Below are 14,795 nucleotides of genomic sequence, written 5' to 3' on the forward strand. Positions count from 1 at the left end.
GACGTCGAGGGAGATCTCGCCGGCCCAACCCGAGTCCGCGGTCGGGTAGTTGGTGCCGCCGTTCTGGTCGACCTTCTTGAAGCAGCCGTTGGCGGTGGTACAGGCAGGGAGCCCGTACTGCGAGCGATAGGTGGCCAGGTCCGACTCGGCGTTCGGGTCGTCCTGCGCGTCGACGATCGCCACCGTCGCACCGGCACCGCCGCTCGCCGGGAGGTTGTAGGCGTTCTGGAGGTCGGCGGGGCCGAGGCCGGAGGGCGCGGCCTCGGTGGTGATGCCTCTGTGCTGCTTGATGTCCGTACGTTCAAGGGCGAGGCAGTGCATCTGGCCCGGCTTGGCCGTCGCACACAGCTGCTTGACGTTGGAGGCGGGGTCGTTGGCCTGCTGGGCGGCGGCTGTGGGGGCCGCGGCGAGCAGACCGCCGGTGACGAGCGCGAGCAAGGAAAGGAGCGCCGAGGCGCCGCCGGTTCGCTGTCCGAACCTGGAGGTTCGTATGTGTTGCACGGTTCTTCCTCCATGGGGGGATCGTCCTGCCCTGGGACGGGCGGGACGCGAAGAAACGTCGAGTGCATGACAAGCTGACGTTTGGAGACTGCCACCACGAAGAGTGGGGGCACTCATGAACGTACCTACGGACAACACCAGTTGACAGGCACCCCAAGGCAAAGGCTGTCTATTGCCTATGTGCGCAAGTGTGCCCCGCGTGAGGGAGGAGTGAAGAGATCAGGTCCGGCGGTCACACCATGTCCCGCTCATGGACGAACCCCCCATCTCTTTACGGGAGATGAGGGGTCGCTTCCCACTATGGCACGCAATTCGGGCCTGCGTCAGCCTTTCCAGCGTCCCAGGAATTCCCCGGCCGCCTTACGGCCCTGTTCGACGACGGCGTCCCGGGCCTCCGCGTCGATGCGGAAGTCGGTGATGCCGACGCCGGCGCAGTCGACCGGCACGGTGCGGTCGCGTACCCCGGGCCGATCGAGCGACGTCTGGTCGCGGCCGACCAGGGCCGTCGTGACGACCTGTTCGAGCAGCGTCAGCGGCGGCCACATGACGCGCGCGGCGACCGGCGCGAGGTTGGCGATCCCGGCCGGCAGGTCGGGGATGATCCGCACGCCGAAGGTCGGCCAGCGCGACTTCTTGCCGTCCGTGCGGTCGAAGATGTCGACCGCGAAGTTGGACAGGATGCCGCCGTCCACGATCACCGAGGACTCCTGCGTGACCGGATTGGTCAGGGCGCACGGCCGGAAGTAGAACGGGATCGACAGCGAGCAGCGGACGGCGTCCGCCACCTTCTGCTCCTCGGCCTTCAGCCCGAACAGGTGGTAGTCCCAGGGCAGTCGGAGCAGCCGTCCGCGTGTGACGTCGGTGGCCATCACGACCAGCTTGTACTTCTGGTCGTCGGCCAGGTCGGCGTCGGCGCCCGGGTCGTCGGCGCGCAGGTCGGCGAAGGTGGAGACGCCGAGCTCGGCGAGCTCCTCCTCGATCCACTCCCTGATCCAGTCCCCGCGGTAGGCGCCGCGCGTGCCGAGCAGGGCCACGGCCTCGCTCACCAACGGCACCCCGGGCAGGGCGCGGTCCGGGATGCGGCTCAGGTCGAGCCGGTCCATGATGCCGCGCAGTTCCTTGGCGCCCACCCCGGCGGCGACCAGCGCCGCCGCGATGGCGCCGACCGAGGTGCCGGCCGCGCGCGGGAAGGTGTAGCCGTCCTCCAGGAGGCGGATGACGGCGCCCGCCGCTCCCAGGCCCCGTACGCCGCCGCCTTCGAGGACGACGTCGGCCTTGCGTTCACCGTTGGTCATCGCGGCGCCCCCTTCACTCCCGACCGGCGACGTTCCACGGCGCGAACGCGTTCTTGAGACCGCTGAGCGCGGTGCGCAGTTCGGGGTGGTGACGCAGCAGCACGGTCATCATGCTGTTGTCGTCGATCCACTTCAGGCCCGCCTTCGAGTACACCTCGGGGGTGTAGTACTCGGTGAAGAAGCGGTCGCTGTTGAGGCGCCGGGACGCCATCAGGATGAAGATGCGGAAGGCCGTGTCGCTGAACGCGAATCCCTTGGGGAGCTCCTCGGCGAACATGCCGACCGAGAGGTCGACCTTCTCGATGTCACCCTCGTACACCTTCATGATCTGCTTCGCCCACTGCGGGTTGTCCGTCAGGTCGTCGAAGCGCTCGGCGGGCTTCAGGCGCAGCAGCCGGCGGAACTCGTTGTAGCGGGGGACGCCGAGTTCGCGGGAGCGCAGGATGTCGGTGGCGGCGAGGTCCTGGAGGTGGCCGTCGGGGCGCTCGTATTCCTGGAGGAACTTCGGGAAGTTGTGCAGGGTGACGAGCCCCGGGTGGAGCGTGCCGAAGCTGTAGAGGAGGTCGGTGGTGGAGATCGAGCCGAGGACCTTGAGGGCTTCGGGACCCGCGATGTCGCGGAACGAGGCGTTGCGCAGGGTGGTGTTGTCGTTGGCGGCGCGCAGCTCCCAGTCGTCACGGATCAGCGGGTGCATCCGGTAGACGGCGACGAACTCCTCGGTGAGCGCGTACGGCACGCCGTAGTGGTCGGTCTCGCCGCCCGGGATGCCGCTGACGACCTCGGACTTGCTGATCCGGCCGAACAGGTCGTGGACCCGTTCCCCGGCCAGACCCCACCAGTTGGTGTGCAGCGCGGTGACGGTGGTCGGGTGGCTTATGACGGCCGGGGTCCACTCCACGGTGTGGATCTTGGCGAGGAGGGCGGCGTTGATCAGTCGGCCCCGCTCGAAGAGCTCCTCGTCGTCCCACTCCGGGTACGCGGCGTGCAGGTGGTCGCAGATCGCGTTGTGCTCGCGGGTGAACAGGCCCTGCATCAGGGCGAGTCCGAGCCAGAAGCCGGGCACGCGCGAGGGGTCCTTGGCGGGGTCGGAGGGGAAGGGCATCCGCTCGTCGTCCCACAGGTGGAGCTTGCCGAGCTCGCCGGTGCGCATGGCGCGCTGCTCGTCCTCGGTGCTGCCGTAGATCTGGGAGGCGTCCCACCAGTGCGAGAAGACGTTGACGCGGGTGTCGGGGGTGCCGGCCGGGGCGTGCGGGTCGCGGGTGGGGTCGTCCGGGGTGCGCATGATCTGCATGGGCTGCTCGGGCCACGGGTCGTCGTCCATGAGCGGCACGGTCCAGGGCCGGTCGGTGGGGCTGGGGCCGTGGCTGAACCAGTCGCGGACCATGAACTGGAGCCAGGCGGCCACCAGGGAGTTGACCGAGTCGGCCGGGATGAAGGTGTCGCGGGTGAGCAGTTCGCGGCTGACCTTGCGCGGGTTGGGCTCGGAGAGGACCTCGGCAGGGGTCGCCGAGGCGATCTTGTCGAGCGGGATGTTGCGGCCGAAGCGGGTGCCCGCCATGCCCATGCGGGGCTGACCGAGATCGTTGTAGCTGCCGTCGGCGGTGCGGTTGACCTTGAACGAGTCCTTGGGCGGCACCGGTTCGGGCACGTTCACCGCGGGGATCTTGTTGGTGTCGTGCAGGTTCTCCTGGCGGTAGCGGACGCGCAGCCCGAGGAGAGTGCCGAGGCCGAGCGGCAGCGGCAGCTTGTCCCAGCCGATCCTGGCGTCCAGGTAGTCCGCGATGCCTACGACGATTCGCCACGGCAACGAGGTGCGGTACGAGCTCATCGGATCCCCCCTTGGGGCTGTCCTTGGGGCAGAGGTGGTGGCGCGTCGGCGAGGATCACGTCGCTCGCCTTCTCGCTGATCATGTAGATCGGGGTGGCGATGAAGAAGCCGGGGATGCGCGGGAAGACGGAGGCGTCCACGATGCGCAGCCGGTCGACGCCGCGCACCCGGAACCGGCTGTCGACGACGGCCGCGGGGTCCCCGTCGGCGCCCATCGGGCAGCTGCACGAGGCGTGGTGTCCCCAGGCCTCGTCCTGCACCCAACTCCGAATCCGGTCACGGGAGTTGATGCCTTTTCCGGGCCAGAGTTCCTCGCTGACGCACTCGCCGGCGCGGCGGTTCATGCCGCGGACGAACTCGACGGCGTCCGTCATCGCCTCCAGGTCGACGCCGTCCTTGTCGGTGCCTTCGGCGAAGTAGTGGAAGTTCACCACGGGGGTGTCGCGCGGGTCGGCCGAGCGAAGGCGCACCGCTCCCCCGCTGTTGTGGGTGTGCGCCTTGAGGATCGCCCAGGTGAACCGGTCCTTGTGGCGCAGGTTCTCCTGGGAGTAACCCGGGTAGTAGCCGCGGAAGTCGGCGGGGAACCCGAACAGGAACAGGTCGGGCGCGTCGAGGCCTGGCCGGGACTTGCGGGTGATCCCGATGACCGAGCCGTTGGTGGTGTAGAGCCCTTCGCCGCGCTGCCAGGCCCGGTAGCAGCGGTCGGGGGCGGCACCGGGCTCGGGCGCGTGGAAGGTGCAGTCCTTGACGATCGGGAATTCCTTCGCCATGCGGCTGACGACGCCCACCTCGTAGCGGTCCTGGAGGTTGCCGCCGACGCCCTGGAGGTCGAGGCGTACGGGGATGCCGTGCCGCTCCAGCTCCTGGCGCGGCCCGATGCCGGAGAGCATGAGCAGCTGCGGGGTGTTGAAGGCACCCGCGCACAGGATCACCTCACGGCGGGCCGCCAGCCTTACCAGGGGCGGGAGTTGGGGCTCGTACGAAGCCGAAGGGTCCGCTCGGTAGGCGCGGGCGGCGTCGATGAACTCCACTCCGGCTGCCGCCCCCGCGTCGTCGAGGAGCACGCGGGTGACGAGGACGTCGGTGCGGACGGTCAGGTTCTCGGGGTGCGTGGTGCGGGCCGCCCGGATGCGGTCGCGGGCCGCGCTGCGTCGGCCTCCTTCGGTCGACAGCGGGATCTGCCACAGCCCTTCGAGTCCGAGGGTCTGCACCCGCCAGTCATTGGGGTCGACGACCGCGCCCAGGCCTTCGAGGGGCGAGAGCGGGCGGCCCAGGAAGTCGGCGAGCTCGCCCTCGGCGGCGGTGAGGATGACCTTGAGGAGCTGTGGGTCCTGAACGATCAGGGCGGGGTCGGCGAGACGGGTCGGCAGCCAGCCGTCGAAGCCGTGCCGCGAACGGTTCAGATAGCGGTCGGAGACGAACGGGAGCGCCTTGAGGACGGCGGCCAGGAGCGGGTTGGCGGGCAGGCGCTTGGGCCGGGGGCGGTAGCCGCAGCGCTCGATGCGTTCGAAGTAGCCGCGCATCGCCTCGGCCCGCCAGGACTGGTCGCCGGTCGCCTCCGCGATGGCGTCCCAGTCCCGGTTGTAGGGATAGACCGTGATCATCGCGTGGTGCGCGGTGCAGCCGCCGACGGCTCCCGCCCGCGGATAGAGGACGCCCTTGCCCGCGACGACCTTGGTGTCGCGCTGCTGCTGCTCCTCGTTCGCGTAGTGGCGCACGAAGTAGTTCCAGCACTGGACGGGGTCCTCGGAGGCGTCCCCGTGGAAGGCGGGCACCAGGTAGTTGTCGTTCTCGTGCTCGCCGCCCGCGTCGATGAGCAGCACCTTCATGCCGGCCTCGGCCAGGTTCGCGGCGAGCGGCCCGCCGCCGGCTCCCGCGCCGACCACGATGTAGTCGTAGTCCGCGCCCGTCACTTCTTCTCCTTGGCCCCATTGCCGAGCGCGCTCACCGCGAGCGCGGTGTTGGTCGCGGAGATCAGCGTGGTCATCGCCGCGGTGCGGGGCGGGAGCAGGCCCTTGATGCCGAGCATGGCGGCGGTCAGGGTGTCGGAGGCGTGGATGAGGACGCCCTCGCGGAGGTCCTGTTCCAGGCGTTCGCCGCGGTTGGTGAGCAGGTCGAGGCCCAGCAGGATGGTGCGGATCCCGAAGAGCCGGAAGGCGTACACGGCCGCGGGGTTGGGTTCGGACGCGCGGTCGAGCCGGTGGATGAGCAGGGCGGGTGCAATGAGCCCGGCCGCTCCGTTCAGGAGCCGGATCCCGGCGAGGCCGTACAGGGCCGCGGGCCGGGCGGTGCTGGTCGCTGCGGCCGATGCGCGTTTCTTCGGCATGGTCCACTCCCATCAAGGCGGTTCGGGTCGTTGGCGGGGCGGCCGGGTGCGGGCCGCGGCTCCTACTCCTGGCCGAGCCTGCGGGCGCTGCTCGCCCCGTAGGCGGCGTCGCGCGAGCGGTTGAGGTTGCCGAGCGGCCGGAAGGCGTCCGTGGTGCGCCACGGCGTGAGGACGAGCTGCTCGATGCGGCGCGTGACGGCCGCCGCCTCGTTGGAGTCCAGGTCCTGGCGCGGGAGGGTGAGCGTTGCGACGGGCACGGGCGGCGCCACTCCCTCGGGCCACGGAACGGAGGCGTTCTCCACCGGGGTGGTGGCCTCGTCCGCGAAGCGCTGCAGGCACAGCTCGTACACGACGTCCCGCTCGCGCAGCCGGGCCACGAGTTCGGTGCGCAGCCGGTCCCGGTCGGCGCGGTCGGGCTTGGGCGCCGGGGGCCCGCCGGGGCTGGGCCGCAGCTGGTACTGGACGGGTCCGGCGTCGCCCCACAGGATCGGGGCCTGGCTCCAGTACCGCTCCTGGGAGAGGCTGCCGATCTTGCGCGCGACGGCCTTCTGGAGGGTCTTGCGCATCCGCGTCGCGGCCGGCCTGCCGACCGCGCGCGGCAGTTTCACCAGGAAGCGGTAGGCGACCTGCGCGGTGCCGCTCGCGCCCGCCATGACCTCGGCGAACTCGACGAACTCGCGGGCGTTGGCGGCGTGCGACGCGGGCGTGTTGAGCATCAGGAGGTCGTGCCGTTCGTCGTCGCCGACGACGATGCGCAGGGCGATGCCGCGCAGGTCCTGCGCGGTGTCGGCGGCCGGGACTCCGGCCGCGTTCGAGTACCGCACGATCGCCGGGTACTCGGCGCCGGGCTGGACGAAGCCCTCGCGCAGGCTCAGCGGCAGATCGGTGTGGAAGCGCACCCGGGCGTTGTCGAGGGCGAGGGTCGTCTTGGCGTGGAACGCCCGGTCGGGGCCGGGTAGTCGACCGGTGTCCTGGTTGATGCGCTGGATTTGTACGATGCGCTGGGCGAGCTCCTCGAAGACCTTGCGCTCGGCCTCCGGGCTCCCTCCCTCATATTGTTCGTACTTCTCGTACTGCCGGGGATCGGACATGGTCCGGCTCCTCCCAACCGTGGGCGGGGAGCAGCGACGCTACTCGGCACCAGGTGGGCGGGATATGCCAGTTTCGGGCCTCTTGTTCGATCTCGGGCCGCTATTTGCGTCGGCGTACAACAACCGGGACCGGCGCTGGCGGCCGGGGCGCGCCGGGCACCGGCCGCGCCGCCGGGCCGGCGAACGCCACGTCTCCAAGCCTCAACTGCCCCACGGACCAAGGCCGCTCATGGCCGAGTCACGTCACGCAGGGCGCGCGAGAGCGCTCTCACGTCCTGCGCAGCCGGAACACTGCGGCATCCAGGTCCCCGCGAAGGCCGGTGACGAGCCCCCGGTGGAGCAGCACGGCCCCGCTGTATACGGTCCCGGTCTCCGGGCACGCGTAGGAGGCGGCCGGATCGAGCCCGCGCAGCCGGACGGCGGGCGGCGGCTCCCCGTAGTGCTGGGCCTGGAGCCAGGCCAGTACGACGGTGTCGTCGCCCCGGGTGTACTGGACGGCGCCGAGCCCGCCTTCGGGTGCCCGCAGCCGGTACTGGGCGCCCAGCTGCACGACCGGTCTGATCTCCTTGTACAGCGCCACCCAGTCGCGCGCCTCGGCGAGTTCGGCCGGGCTCCAGCGGGTCAGGTCGCCGCCCACGCCGAGCACGCCGGCCATCGCGCTGACGAAGCGGAAGCGCAGACTGCTGACCCGGCCGTTGAGCTGGGCGTTGGGGCTGTCGGTCACCCAGGCGGCCATGACCCGGGCGGGGTGCAGCTGGCTGAAGCCGTGCTGGATGGCGAGCCGGTCGAGCGGGTCGGTGTTGTCGGAGGTCCACACCTGGTCGGTGCGGGAGAGCACCCCGAGATCGATGCGCCCGCCGCCGCCCGAGCAGGACTCGAAGGCGACGTGGGGGTGGGCGGCGCGCAGCCGGTCCACCAGGGCGTAGAACGCGTGCACATGCTCGACCCACAGCTTCTGCGGATACGGCTCGCCCGGCCAGCCGGCATCGGTGAAGCAGCGGTTGAAGTCCCACTTGACGTAGTCGACTGGCGCACTGGAGAGCAGGCCGTCCAGCTGCTCCCACAGATGGTCCTGTACGTCCTTGCGGGCGAGGTTCAGGACGAGCTGGTTGCGGAACTCGGTGCGGGTGCGGCCGGGTTGGAACTGCACCCAGTCGGGGTGGGCGCGGTAGAGGTCGCTGTCGGGGTTGACCATCTCGGGCTCGACCCAGATCCCGAACTGCATGCCCAGGCCGTGCACTTCGTCGGCGAGGGGCTTCAACCCACCGGGAAAGCGGCTCGGGTTGGGGGTCCAGTCGCCGAGCCCGGCGGCGTCGTGGGTGCGGGCGCCGAACCAGCCGTCGTCGACCACGAACAGTTCGACACCCAGGTCGGCCGCCCGCTGGGCGAGGGCGCGCTGCTGGTCCTCGGAGATGTCGAAGAGGGTGGCTTCCCAGGAGTTGTAGAGCACCGGCCGTGGCTGCCCGGCGCGCGGGATCACATGGGCGAGTTGCCAGGCGTGCCACTGCCGGCTCGCACCACCGAACCCGGCGCCGCTCCACAGCCCGGCGAACACGGGCGAGGTGTACGACTCGCCGGGCGCGAGCCGCATCAGGCCGGAATCGTCGTACCCCGCACCGCCGTTGATCTGCACCCGTCCGTCGGGCAGGTGCTGGACGGCGATGCGCCAGGACCCCGACCAGCCGAGCGCGCACCCGTACGCCTCTCCGCTCTCCTCCGTCGCGGCGCCGTCGGCATCGAGGGCGACCCAGGGCAGGTGCTGGTGCCCGGTGTGCCCGCGCCGACTGCCGAGCAGCTTCTCGCCGGGGGTGAGTTCGCAGCGTACGAGACGGGATTCGGCGGCCCAGCGGCCGTGCAGTTGGGAGAGGCGCCAGCCGTCGCGCTCGGGGAGCGTCCAGGTGGCGGCGTCGGCGCGCAGCAACTCCAACTGCCCTGCGCCATCGGCCAGTTGATTGGTCGCGGTCACCCAGCGTTCGACCACGTCGAAGTCGTCGCGCATCCGGTAGTGCAGGGTGAGGGCGAGCCCGTTCACGGGGTCGGCGAAGCGCAGCTTCAGTTCGTCGCCGTCGATGTCCGAGCCCGTGAAGTCCCACCCGGTGCCCCGCGCCTCACCCGCACGTACGGACAGCGCGGGGCGCACGAAGCGGGGGCCGCCCTCCACCGGGTACTCCTCCAGTCCGTCCGTGCGGGACTCGAAGGGCCAGTGGGGTGCGAGCGGCTCGTGGGCCAGTGCTGCCGCGTCTTCCAGCGAGATGCGGGGCCCCCAGTGGAGGTGCAGGAGCTCGTCCTGGTCCGTGAGGTGCAGCGCATAACTGCTGGTCCGCCCGGAGAGCACCCAGAGGCGTCCGTTGTCACCGATCTCCATCATCTTGCCCCCCAGATCCGCACACGTACGCACAGCATCGGGGTGGCAGGGTCCCCAGGGCAACGCCTGTGCGGAATGCAGGGAGATGGTTGCCCCAGGAACGCATGTCGTATCGTCGACAGACGCGCAGGCCGCGCCACCCAGGATCGACGTCAGGAGTCCCCGTGACCCAGCAGATTCCGCAGGTCCCCGCGACAGAGCCAGAGCTTTCGGGGGTGCGCAACTTCCGTGATGTGGGCGGGTTGCCGACCGTGGACGGGCTGCGGGTGCGCGGCGGGCGGCTCTTCCGCAGCGGGCACCTGGCGCACGCCACCGAGGCGGACGCGGCCTTCCTCGCCACCCTCGGCCTGCACACCGTCTTCGACTTCCGCAACGCCGGGGACCAGAAGCTGGAGGGGCCGGACGTCGCGCTGCCGGGCGTGCGCAACGTCAACATTCCGATGACGGATCCGGCCGACGGGGCCGAGTTCTGGAAGATGGTCCGCGACGGCGACCTCGACGAGCTGCGCTCCGCGCTCTCGGGGACCCAGGGCGCGGACCGGATGATCTCCGTGTACCGCGAGGTCATCACCGAGCGCACCGCCGAGCACAGCCGGGTGCTGCACGCGCTCGCCGAGGACAGCGTGCCCGCGTTGATGCACTGCGCCGCGGGCAAGGACCGGGCGGGGCTGGCCATCGCCGTCGCGCTGCTCGCGGTCGGCGTGGAGCGGGACGCCATCGAGGCGGACTACCTCAAGTCCAACGACCCGCACCGCCGCTACAAGGTGCGCCGCACCAGCACGTCGGCGGACGCGATGTCCCCCGAGGTGATGGAGCTCCTGAGCCCCCTCTTCGACGCCCGCGCGAGCTATCTGCACGCGGCCTTCGACACCATCGAGGAGACCTGGGGCACCACCGACCGCTACTTCTCCGAGGGCCTGAAGCTGGCCCCCGAGACCCGCGAGCGGCTGCGCGAGAGGCTCCTGGACGGCGCGGTCTGAGGCACCGGCGAGGCCATTACTTCCCGCCCACCTCGAAGAGCAGGTAGAGGAAGCCCGCGACGAGGTGGCCCGCGACGAGGTAGGCGAAGAGCCGCACGACCAGGCCCCTGGGGAACTTGGTCTGGGCGGTCTCCTCGATGTTCTTGCGGGGTGCCGTCGCGGGCGCGCTCTCGTGCTCGGACATGTCGGGTCCGTCCTCTCAGCTGTGCGGGTGGTGCGGATGCGGATCGGGGCTCTGCAGCAGGGTGTGCACGAAGAGGAACTCGGCTCCGCCGTGCGAGGCGGCGGAGATCCGGTGCGGGGTGAGCGAGTCGAAGTGCGCGCTGTCACCCGGGTCGAGTTCATGGGTGGCGTCCCCGAGGCTGAGCCTGAGCCGTCCGGTCAGGACGTAGAGCCACTCCTCGCCGGGGTGGACCCGCACGAGTTCGCGCTGGGTGCCGTACGGGACCTCGACGCGCAGCGCCTGCATGGCGCGGCCCGGGCCGCCGGTCTCGTGGTAGGTCCAGCCGTCGGCCTCGCGGGGTGCGGCCCGTCCGGCCCGGATGACGGGCTCTCGCTCCGGCGGCATCTCGCCGAGCAGCTCGGAGACCGTCGTACCGTAGATGCGGGCGAGCCCGAGCAGCATCGGCAGCGAGGGCTGGCGGGCACCCGTCTCCAGCCGGGAGAGGTGCGCGGGCGAGAGGCCGGCCCGCTGGGCGGCGGCCTCCAGGGTGAGACCGCGGCGGCGGCGCAGTTCGCGCAGCCGGGTGGCGACGCCCGGGAGCGGGAGCGCCGCGACATCGTCGGCAGGAGTGCTCATGCACTCCATTCAGGCAGGCCATTGCCTCAGAGGCAAACTTTTTGCCTCTGAGGCAAAAACGCGGGTTCTACCGGTTGGCGACCGCCTGCTTCACCAAGGTCCGGCCGAAGTCCCACATGAGTCCGCCCCCGCCGTGGGCGTCGTCCATGACGGCGGTGAACGCCTCGACGAACCGGTCGACCTCGCGCTCGGTGATGGTCAGCGGCGGGATCAACTTGATCACTTCCAGGTGGTCGCCGGAGACCTGGGTGAGGATCCGGTGCTTCTGGAGCAGCGGCACGACGACCATCTGCGCGAAGAGGCCCTTGCGGGCGGCCTGCAGCATGGTCCAACGACCGCGCAGCTTCAGCGAGTCGGGCCGGCCGAACTCGATGCCGATCATGAGGCCGCGCCCGCGTACGTCCGAGAGGAGTTCGTAGCGGTCGGTCAGGGCGGCGAGCCGGGTGCGCAGCAGGTCCCCTACGGTGCGCGCGTTCTCGACGATCCCCTCGTCCTCCATGACCGAGAGCACGGCGAGCCCGGCCGCCATCGCCTGGGCGTTGGAGCCGAAGCTCGCCGAGTGGACCAGGACCCGGTCCATCGACGAGTAGACCTTCTTGAAGATCCACTCCTTGCCGAGGGTGGCGCCGACCGGCACATAGCCGCCGGAGAGCGCCTTCGCGACGCACACCAGGTCCGGTTCGACGCCCTGGTCGTGCTGGTAGGCGTAGAAGTCGCCGGTGCGGCCGAGGCCGGTCTGCACCTCGTCGGCGATGAGCAGCGCCTTGTGCCGGTGCAGGAGTTCCTGCGCGGCGAGCAGATAGCCGGGCGGCGCCTCGTGGACGCCCTTGCCCTGGATCGGCTCGACGATGAGCGCGGCTACGTCGCCGCGCTTCAACTCCCTTTCGAGGGCGGCCAGATCACCGAGCGGCAGCGCCGTGTCGGGCAGCAGTGGCGCGAAGCCGTCGCGGAAGCCGGACTCGCCGTTGACCGACAGCGAGCCGGTCGTCAGGCCGTGGAAGGCGTGCGCGCAGTACAGGACGCGGGGCTTGCCGGTGGCGTACCGGGCGAATTTGAGCGCGGTCTCGACGGCCTCGGTGCCGCTGTTGCCGAAGAACACCCGGTCCAGGTGGGGGCTGTGCGCGAGGAGCCTCTCGGCGAGCAGGCCGGGCAGCGGCTGGCAGTCGAAGCGGGTCAGGTCCGCGAGCGAGGCGTCGAGCACGTCGTGCAGGGCCTTGCGGACGACGGGGTGGTGGCGGCCGAGACCCATCACGCCGAAGCCCGCGAGCATGTCGAGGTAGTCGTTGCCCTCGGCGTCCCAGAAGTACGCACCCTCGGCCCGCTCGTAGACCCTGTCGAAGCCGATGGTGTGGAGCATCCGCGGCAACTGGTGGTTGAGGTATTTGGTGTGCAGTTCGTAGCGTTCGGCCCCGCGCTCGGCGAGGAGTCGCGTCAGGTCGAAGCCCTTGGCCCCGGAGGCCTCGGGAGTCGGTACTGCGAAGCCCTTCGGCTCGCCGTCGGTCATGCGTCGTTCTCCTTCTCGGCCGCCGCGGCGGCTTCCTCCGTGGCCGCCAGCGCGGCGCCGATCCGTCCCGCGACCTCGACCGGGGTGAGCCCGATGTCGGCGAGCACCTCGCCGCGCTTGGCGTGCGCGAGGAACTGCTCGGGGATGCCGAAGCCGCGCAGCGGCACATCGACCCCGGCGTCCCGCAAGGCCTGTCCGACGGCCCAACCGACGCCGCCGGTACGGATGTTGTCCTCCACGACGGCGACCAGGCGGTGCCGCGCGGCCAGCGGGGCGAGCTGTTCGTCGACGGGCTTGACCCAGCGCGGGTCGAGGACCGTGCACCGGATGCCGCGCCCGGCGAGCAGCTCGGCGGCCTGGAGACACACGGGCGCGAGCACCCCGACGGCCACGAGCAGCACATCGGCGTCGTCGTCCCAGCGCAGCACGTCCATGCCGCCGATCCTGGCCACGGCCGGGATGTCGGGCCCGACGGACTCCTTGGGGAAGCGCAGCACCGTCGGCGCGTCGTCGACGTCCACGGCCTCGCGCAGCTGGGCCCGCAACTGGCCCGCGTCGCGCGGCGCGGCGATCCTGAGCCCCGGCACGACCTGGAGCATCGAAAGGTCCCACATGCCGTTGTGGGAGGGCCCGTCGACGCCGGTCACCCCGGCCCGGTCGAGGACGAACGTCACCCCGCACCTGTGCAGTGCGACGTCCATCAGGACCTGGTCGAAGGCCCGGTTGAGGAAGGTCGCGTACACGGCGACCACCGGGTGGAGGCCGCCGGTGGCGAGCCCGGCCGCGGAGACCGCCGCGTGCTGCTCGGCGATGCCGACGTCCCACACCCGGTCCGGGAAGCGCTCGGCGAACCGGCTGAGGCCCGTCGGGTGCAGCATGGCGGCGGTGATGGCGACGATGTCGTGGCGCTCGGCGCCCAGTCGGACGAGCTCGTCGCCGAACACGGCGGTCCAGGAAGGCCCGTTGGAGGGCGTCAGCGGCTCGCAGGTCAGCGGATCCATGGCGTTGACCGTGTGGAACCGGTCCGCCTCGTCGTCGAGGGCGGGCTGATAGCCGCGGCCCTTCTCGGTCAGGCAGTGCACGAGTACCGGCCCGTGGAAGCGTTTTGCCCGCCGCAGCGCCGATTCGACGGCCTCGGTGTTGTGCCCGTCGATCGGGCCGACGTACTTCAGACCGAGGTCCTCGAACATGCCCTGCGGGGCGAACGCGTCCTTGAAGCCCTTCTTCGCGCCGTGCAGCGACTCGTACAGCGGCTGCCCTATGACGGGGGTGTGCTGGAGCACGTCCTTGCCCCAGGCCAGGACGCGCTCGTAGCCGTCGGTGGTGCGCAGGGTGGCGAGGTGATTGGCGAGCCCGCCGATGGTCGGCCCGTACGAGCGCTCGTTGTCGTTGACGACGATGATCAGCGGGCGGTCCCGGGCGGCCGCGATGTTGTTGAGCGCCTCCCATGCCATGCCGCCGGTGAGCGCGCCGTCCCCGATGACGGCGACGACGTGGCCGTCCCTGCCGAGCACCTCGTTCGCCTTCGCGAGCCCGTCCGCCCAGCCGAGCACGGTGGAGGCGTGGCTGTTCTCGATGACGTCGTGCTCGGACTCGGCGCGCGAGGGATAACCGGACAGGCCGCCCTTGGTGCGCAGCTTCGAGAAGTCCTGCCGCCCGGTGAGCAGTTTGTGTACGTAGCTCTGGTGCCCGGTGTCCCACAGGATGCGGTCGACCGGCGATTCAAAGGCCCGGTGCAGGGCGATGGAAAGCTCGACCACCCCCAGATTGGGCCCCAGATGACCCCCGGTCCGCGCCACCGCCTGGATCAGGAACTCCCTTATTTCTTGGGCTAGTTCACCGAGTTCGGCCTGGTCCAACGTTTGCAGGTCTTGCGGCCCCCGGATGTTCTCCAAGATCGTCACGCTCGGGCCCCCTCTTCCGAATCCTGTTCAGCCCACCAGCACGCTCATGTTCACCGCACGGCGACGTCGGGCCGTCCCGAAGCCACGCCGTCCCTCTCCATCCGCTCGGCGATCTTCATCGCCTCGTCGATCAGCGTCTCCACGATCTTCGACTCCGGGACCGTCTTGATGACCTCGCCCTTCACGAAGATCTGCCCCTTGC

The 14,795-nt window shown here is 70.6% G+C and carries 11 protein-coding genes and 2 pseudogenes; 1 reads left to right on the forward strand and 12 read right to left on the reverse strand.

Annotation, left to right across the window (positions count from 1 at the left end):
• The 7 genes and pseudogenes from ADK54_RS05515 to ADK54_RS05545 all read right to left on the reverse strand — a co-directional run.
• A pseudogene (locus ADK54_RS05515) lies at positions 1 to 501 on the reverse strand (hypothetical protein); the annotation flags it as partial.
• A gap of 323 nt (positions 502 to 824) precedes the next feature.
• Positions 825 to 1,796 carry a patatin-like phospholipase family protein gene (locus tag ADK54_RS05520; protein WP_053724383.1) on the reverse strand — a complete coding sequence of 324 codons (972 nt, stop codon included), beginning with the start codon at positions 1,794 to 1,796 and terminating at the stop codon, positions 825 to 827.
• 13 nt (positions 1,797 to 1,809) lie between these two features.
• Entirely contained in the window at positions 1,810 to 3,624 is a 1,815-nt protein-coding gene (locus ADK54_RS05525) for a peroxidase family protein (protein WP_053724384.1), read from the reverse strand.
• Positions 3,621 to 5,537 carry a GMC family oxidoreductase gene (locus ADK54_RS05530; RefSeq protein WP_053724385.1) on the reverse strand — a complete coding sequence of 639 codons (1,917 nt, stop codon included), beginning with the start codon at positions 5,535 to 5,537 and terminating at the stop codon, positions 3,621 to 3,623. The genes ADK54_RS05525 and ADK54_RS05530 overlap by 4 nt, the downstream gene beginning before the upstream one ends.
• Entirely contained in the window at positions 5,534 to 5,950 is a 417-nt protein-coding gene (locus ADK54_RS05535) for a hypothetical protein (protein ID WP_053724386.1), read from the reverse strand. Before ADK54_RS05535 ends, ADK54_RS05530 begins: the two co-directional genes overlap by 4 nt.
• 62 nt (positions 5,951 to 6,012) lie before the next feature.
• A complete protein-coding gene (locus ADK54_RS05540) occupies positions 6,013 to 7,041 on the reverse strand; it encodes a catalase (RefSeq protein WP_053724387.1) in 1,029 nt (342 codons plus the stop codon).
• A 268-nt stretch (positions 7,042 to 7,309) separates the two neighbouring features.
• Positions 7,310 to 9,409: an alpha-galactosidase gene (locus ADK54_RS05545; RefSeq protein ID WP_053724388.1), complete on the reverse strand. Its 2,100-nt coding sequence runs from the start codon at positions 9,407 to 9,409 to the stop codon at positions 7,310 to 7,312.
• A gap of 161 nt (positions 9,410 to 9,570) precedes the next feature.
• Here ADK54_RS05545 and ADK54_RS05550 point away from each other — a divergent pair, with 161 nt between their 5' ends.
• Positions 9,571 to 10,386 carry a tyrosine-protein phosphatase gene (locus tag ADK54_RS05550; RefSeq protein ID WP_053724389.1) on the forward strand — a complete coding sequence of 272 codons (816 nt, stop codon included), beginning with the start codon at positions 9,571 to 9,573 and terminating at the stop codon, positions 10,384 to 10,386.
• A 16-nt stretch (positions 10,387 to 10,402) separates the two neighbouring features.
• Here the strand turns inward: ADK54_RS05550 and ADK54_RS46645 are convergent, their stop codons facing one another.
• The 5 genes and pseudogenes from ADK54_RS46645 to ADK54_RS44650 all read right to left on the reverse strand — a co-directional run.
• The gene (locus ADK54_RS46645) at positions 10,403 to 10,570 is read right to left on the reverse strand and encodes a DUF6126 family protein (RefSeq protein ID WP_199826876.1); all 168 of its coding nucleotides are present in this window, start codon (positions 10,568 to 10,570) and stop codon (positions 10,403 to 10,405) included.
• Positions 10,571 to 10,585: 15 nt separating this feature from the next.
• A complete protein-coding gene (locus ADK54_RS05555) occupies positions 10,586 to 11,185 on the reverse strand; it encodes a helix-turn-helix domain-containing protein (RefSeq protein WP_053724390.1) in 600 nt (199 codons plus the stop codon).
• 67 nt (positions 11,186 to 11,252) lie between these two features.
• The gene (locus ADK54_RS05560; RefSeq protein WP_053724391.1) at positions 11,253 to 12,689 is read right to left on the reverse strand and encodes an aspartate aminotransferase family protein; all 1,437 of its coding nucleotides are present in this window, start codon (positions 12,687 to 12,689) and stop codon (positions 11,253 to 11,255) included.
• Positions 12,686 to 14,593, reverse strand: a complete 1,908-nt coding sequence (gene dxs / locus ADK54_RS05565; RefSeq protein WP_053724392.1) for a 1-deoxy-D-xylulose-5-phosphate synthase — start codon at positions 14,591 to 14,593, stop codon at positions 12,686 to 12,688. The genes ADK54_RS05560 and dxs overlap by 4 nt, the downstream gene beginning before the upstream one ends.
• Positions 14,594 to 14,643: 50 nt before the next feature.
• A pseudogene (locus ADK54_RS44650) lies at positions 14,644 to 14,795 on the reverse strand (4-hydroxy-3-methylbut-2-en-1-yl diphosphate synthase); the annotation flags it as partial.

Source organism: Streptomyces sp. WM6378, assembly GCF_001279695.1.
Lineage (GTDB): Bacteria > Actinomycetota > Actinomycetes > Streptomycetales > Streptomycetaceae > Streptomyces.